A 5,506-nucleotide genomic window follows, 5' to 3' on the forward strand; every position below is an offset into this window, starting at 1 on the left:
TACCCCTCGGCCCTCGCCGGCCCGGCGCCGGCACCCGTTCCACTCACGACCTACTCCTCGCCTTCACCGTCCGCAGCGGGGCCGTCGGCCCCGGCGTCCGTGCTCCCGGCCTCGTCCGCGGCGACGGCGGCGACGGCGGCCTCCTCGACCTCCTCCGCCTCCCGGCCGGCTTCTGCGTTCCGCGCGATGCCGACGACGGCGTCCCGCTTCCCCAGGTTGATCAGCTGGACGCCCATGGTGTCACGGCCCGTCTCCCTGACCTCGTCGACCCGCGTACGGATCACGCCGCCGCCGAGCGTGATGGCGAGGATCTCGTCCGACTCCTCCACCACCAGCGCGCCCACCAGCGAACCCCGGTCCTCCACCAGCTTCGCCGCCTTGATGCCGAGTCCGCCACGTCCCTGAACGCGATAGTCGTCCACGTTCGTACGCTTCGCGTACCCGCCGTCGGTGGCGGTGAACACGAACGTACCGGGCCGCACGACATTCATCGAGAGGAGTTCGTCACCCTCGCGGAAGCTCATGCCCTTCACACCGGAGGTCGCGCGGCCCATCGGGCGCAGCGCCTCGTCCGTTGCGGTGAACCGGATCGATTGGGCCTTCCTGCTGACGAGCAGCAGGTCGTCCTCGGACGAGACCAGCTCGGCGCCGATCACCTCGTCCGGCGAGCCGTCGGGCATCTCGCGCAGGTTGACGGCGATCACGCCGCCCTGGCGGGGCGAGTCGTAGTCCTTCAGGACCGTCTTCTTCACCAGCCCGGCCTTGGTGGCGAGCACCAGGTACGGCGCGGCCGCGTAGTCCCGGATCGCCAGGATCTCCGCGATGTGCTCGTCCGGCTGGAACGCCAGCAGGTTCGCGACGTGCTGCCCCTTGGCGTCGCGGCCGGCGTCCGGCAGCTCGTACGCCTTGGCGCGGTACACCCGGCCCTTGTTCGTGAAGAACAGCAGCCAGTGGTGGGTGGTGGAGACGAAGAAGTGGTCGACGATGTCGTCCTCGCGCAGCCGCGTCCCGCGTACGCCCTTGCCGCCGCGCTTCTGCGCGCGGTAGTCGGTGCTCTTCGTCCGCTTCACATAGCCGCCGCGGGTGATCGTGACGACGATGTCCTCCTCGGCGATCAGGTCCTCGATGGACACGTCGCCGTCGAAGGGCACCAGCTGCGTGCGCCGGTCGTCGCCGAACTTCGAGACGATCGCCGCCAGCTCCTCGCTGATGATCAGCCGCTGCCGCTCGGGGGAGGCGAGGATCCCGTTGTAGTCGTCGATCTTCGCCTGCAGCTCGTCGTGCTCCGCGGTGATCTTCTGCCGCTCCAGGGCGGCCAGCCGGCGCAGCTGCATCTCCAGGATCGCGTTCGCCTGGATCTCGTCGATCTCCAGCAGGTCCCTCAGGCCCGTACGCGCCACGTCCACCGTCTGCGAGGCCCGGATCAGCGCGATGACCTCGTCGATGGCGTCCAGCGCCTTCAGCAGGCCGCGCAGGATGTGCGCCCGCTCCTCGGCCTTGCGCAGCCGGAAGGTGGTGCGGCGGACGATGACGTCGACCTGGTGGTCCACCCAGTGGCGGATGAACGCGTCCAGCGACAGGGTGCGCGGCACGCCGTCGACGAGCGCCAGCATGTTGGCGCCGAAGTTCGTCTGCAGGTCGGTGTGCTTGTAGAGGTTGTTCAGCACGACCTTCGCGACGGCGTCCCTGCGCAGCACGATGACCAGCCGCTGGCCCGTACGCGACGAGGTCTCGTCCCGGACGTCGGCGATGCCCGTCAGCCGGCCGTCCTTCACGCCGTCGGCGATCTTCTGCGCGAGGTTGTCGGGGTTGACCTGGTACGGCAGCTCGGTGACCACCAGGCACTGCCGGTCCTGGATCTCCTCCACCTCGACCACCGCGCGCATCGGGATCGAGCCGCGGCCCGTGCGGTACGCCTCCTCGATGCCCTTGCGGCCGACGACCAGCGCGCCGCTGGGGAAGTCGGGGCCCTTGATGCGCTCCAGGAGCGCTTCGAGCAGCTCGTCGTTGGACGCCCCGGGGTGCTCCAGGTACCACTGGACGCCCTCGGCGACCTCCCGCAGGTTGTGCGGCGGGATGTTCGTCGCCATGCCGACCGCGATCCCCGCCGAGCCGTTGATCAGCAGGTTCGGGAAGCGGGCGGGCAGGACGGCGGGCTCCTGGGAGCGGCCGTCGTAGTTGTCCCCGAAGTCGACGGTCTCCTCGTCGATGTCGCGGAGCATCTCCATCGCCAGCTGCGCCATGCGGCACTCGGTGTAGCGCATGGCGGCGGCCGGGTCGTTGCCCGGGGAGCCGAAGTTGCCGTTGCCGTCGACGAGGGGCATCCGCATCGACCACGGCTGCGCCAGCCGCACCAGGGCGTCGTAGATCGCCGAGTCGCCGTGCGGGTGGTAGTTGCCCATGACGTCGCCGACGACGCGCGCGCACTTGAAGTAGCCGCGCTCCGGGCGGTAGCCGCCCTCGTACATCGAGTACAGCACGCGGCGGTGCACCGGCTTCAGGCCGTCGCGGATGTCCGGCAGCGCACGCGAGACGATGACGCTCATCGCGTAGTCGAGATAGCTGCGCTGCATCTCCGTCTCAAGCGAGACGGCGTCCACGCGCAGCACGATGCCGCCGTCTTCGCCCTCGCCGTCCGGCTGCGGGTCGGGGTTCTGGGGAGTGAGCTCGTCGGCCATTGCGGGTCTTTTCTACCTTTTCGAAGAGGTCTCGAAGGCGGTCGGTCGCGCTCCCGGGCGGGGGAGCCCCGGGAGCCCGGGCGGGGACCGCCCGGGCAGGGGCCGACTCAGATGTCGAGGAAGCGGACGTCCTTGGCGTTGCGCTGGATGAACGAGCGGCGTGCCTCGACGTCCTCGCCCATGAGCACCGAGAACAGGTCGTCGGCCGCGGCGGCGTCGTCGAGCGTCACCTGGCGCAGCACGCGGTGCGCCTGGTCCATGGTCGTGATCCGCAGCTCCTCCGCGTTCATCTCGCCCAGGCCCTTGAAGCGCTGGATGGAGTCGTCCCGGATCCGCTTGCCCTGCGAGCGGCCCAGCGCGATCAGCTGGTCGCGCTCGCGGTCGGAGTAGGCGTACTCGAACTCCTCCCGGCCCCACTTGATCTTGTACAGCGGGGGCTGGGCCAGGAACACGTGGCCGCCCTCGATCAGCGGGCGCATGAAGCGGAACAGCAGCGTGAGCAGCAGCGTCTGGATGTGCTGGCCGTCGACGTCCGCGTCGGCCATCAGCACGATCTTGTGATAGCGCAGCTTGCCGAGGTCGAAGTCCTCGTGGATGCCGGTGCCGAACGCCGAGATCAGCGCCTGCACCTCCGTGTTCTGCAGCACCCGGTCGATCCGGGCCTTCTCCACGTTCAGGATCTTGCCGCGGATCGGGAGGATCGCCTGGTACCGCGGGTTGCGGCCGGACTTCGCCGAGCCGCCCGCGGAGTCGCCCTCAACGATGAAGATCTCGCACTTGGCCGGGTCGTTGGACTGGCAGTCGCTCAGCTTGCCCGGCAGCGACGCCGTCTCCAGCAGCCCCTTGCGCCGCGTCAGGTCGCGCGCCTTGCGGGCCGCGACGCGGGCCGTCGCCGCCTGGATGGACTTGCGGACGATGTCCGCCGCCTCGTTCGGGTTCCGGTCGAGCCAGTCCGTCAGGTGCTCGTGCGTGACCTTCTGGACGAAGGTCTTCGCCTCGGTGTTGCCCAGCTTGGTCTTCGTCTGGCCCTCGAACTGCGGCTCGCCCAGCCGGACCGAGATGATCGCCGTCAGGCCCTCGCGGATGTCCTCGCCGGTGAGGTTGTCGTCCTTCTCGCGCAGCAGCTTCCTGTCCCGCGCGTACCGGTTGATCAGACCCGTCAGCGCGGCCCGGAAGCCCTCCTCGTGCGTGCCGCCCTCGTGGGTGTGGATGACGTTCGCGAAGCTGTACACGCCCTCGCTGAACTGCGTGTTCCACTGCATCGCGATCTCGACCGACATGAGCCGCTCGGTGTCCGCGGCCTCGAAGTCGATCACCGAAGGGTGCACCGGCTCGCCCTTGCGCGAGTTCAGGTGGCGTACGAAGTCGGAGATGCCGCCCTCGTAGTGGTACGTGACGCTGCGCGCCTTGTCCTCGTCCTCGTCGCCCGCGGTGTCCGCGCCCGAGGTCTGCTTCGCCGCCGCCCGCTCGTCGGTCAGCGAGATGGTCAGGCCCTTGTTGAGGAACGCCATCTCCTGGAAGCGGCGCGACAGCGTCTCGAACGAGTAGTCCGTCGTCTCGAAGATGTCGCCGTCCGCCCAGAACGTGACCGTGGTGCCGGTCTCGTCGGTCGCCTCGTTGCGCGCCAGCGGCTCGGTCGGGATGCCCAGCTTGTAGTCCTGCGTCCAGCGGTAGCCGTCGGTCCTGACCTCCACCGACAGGCGGGTCGAGAGCGCGTTCACCACGGAGACGCCGACGCCGTGCAGACCGCCGGAGACCGCGTACCCGCCGCCGCCGAACTTGCCGCCCGCGTGCAGCACCGTCAGCACGACCTCGACGGCCGGCTTGTTCTCCGAGGACACGATGCCCACCGGGATGCCGCGGCCGTTGTCGACGACGCGCACGCCGCCGTCGTCGAGCAGCGTCACCTCGATCGAGTCCGCGTGGCCGGCCATCGCCTCGTCCACCGAGTTGTCCACGACCTCCTGCACCAGGTGGTGCAGACCGCGCTCACCGGTCGAGCCGATGTACATGCCCGGGCGCTTGCGTACGGCGTCGAGGCCCTCCAGGACCGTGATCGCACTCGCGTCGTACGCCGCGTCCTCGACGGCCTCCGCCCCCGCGCGGGCGTGTGCCCGTTCGGCGGCGGCAGCGGCCGCCTCCGCGGCGCCGTCGGCACCCGGAGGCACGTTCTCGCTGGCAGGGATGTTCTCGTTGGAGTTGCCGGAATCGGCCACGAAGCGCCCTTTCTGGCACAGCACGGGCCACTCTCCTGGCTGAGCGGGAGCGGCCGCGTCGTTGTTGGTCAGCGTGTTCCGCAAGTGGGCGGGTTGCTCCCCAGTCTACCGGTAGCGCACGACAGAATGGCGGTTTGCAGGTGCCTGAACCCGCATGTGGCGCCCTGAACATCTGCCCGCCGAGGGGGGCTGTACACACCGGGGCCTGCGGAGCCTCTGAGCGCCACTCAGCGCTTTGGGGCGTCAACCATGAGCTACTGTGACCGACCTCACTCCATCACAGGTTTACCGAGCGGGTTCACCAGGAGGTACGGGCCTACCCGTACGTGTCCCCGGGGCCCTGGCTGCCCGGCGCCCGCAGCGGCCCGAAACGCCGCCCGCCGCCCCCCGGACCCACCACTTTGATCAGCTTCACCGTGCCGTGGCCCAGCTCCTCGTTCAGCCGCGCCACCAACTGCGGCGCCAGCAACCGCAGCTGCGTCGCCCACGCCGTGGAGTCGCACACCACCACGAGCACCCGCTCCTGCTCGTCGTACCGCTCGGGCGCGCAGTGCTGCGCCACCTCGGGACCGACGAGCTGCGGCCAGCGGCCCATCACGCCGCCCACCGCCG

The 5,506-nt window shown here is 69.7% G+C and carries 3 protein-coding genes; all 3 read right to left on the reverse strand.

Going from position 1 to position 5,506, the window contains the following annotated elements:
* Nucleotides 1–50: 50 nt before the first annotated feature.
* On the reverse strand, nucleotides 51–2,678 hold the full coding sequence (gyrA, locus tag H5J30_RS15910; RefSeq protein ID WP_181788094.1) for a DNA gyrase subunit A: 2,628 nt from the start codon (nucleotides 2,676–2,678) through the stop codon (nucleotides 51–53).
* Nucleotides 2,679–2,785: 107 nt separating this feature from the next.
* The gene (gyrB, locus tag H5J30_RS15915) at nucleotides 2,786–4,918 is read right to left on the reverse strand and encodes a DNA topoisomerase (ATP-hydrolyzing) subunit B (protein ID WP_181788095.1); all 2,133 of its coding nucleotides are present in this window, start codon (nucleotides 4,916–4,918) and stop codon (nucleotides 2,786–2,788) included.
* 292 nt (nucleotides 4,919–5,210) lie between these two features.
* Nucleotides 5,211–5,506, reverse strand: a 296-nt coding sequence (locus tag H5J30_RS15920) for a DciA family protein (RefSeq protein WP_181788096.1), incomplete at its 5' end; no start/stop codon positions are given.

It is taken from the genome of Streptomyces phytophilus (assembly GCF_013870535.1).
GTDB lineage: Bacteria > Actinomycetota > Actinomycetes > Streptomycetales > Streptomycetaceae > Streptomyces > Streptomyces phytophilus.

Bases quoted from the DNA above. Each gene is read 5' to 3' on its own strand.
- gyrA (WP_181788094.1), bottom strand. From the start codon at position 2,678: ATGGCCGACGAGCTCACTCCCCAGAACCCCGACCCGCAGCCGGACGGC.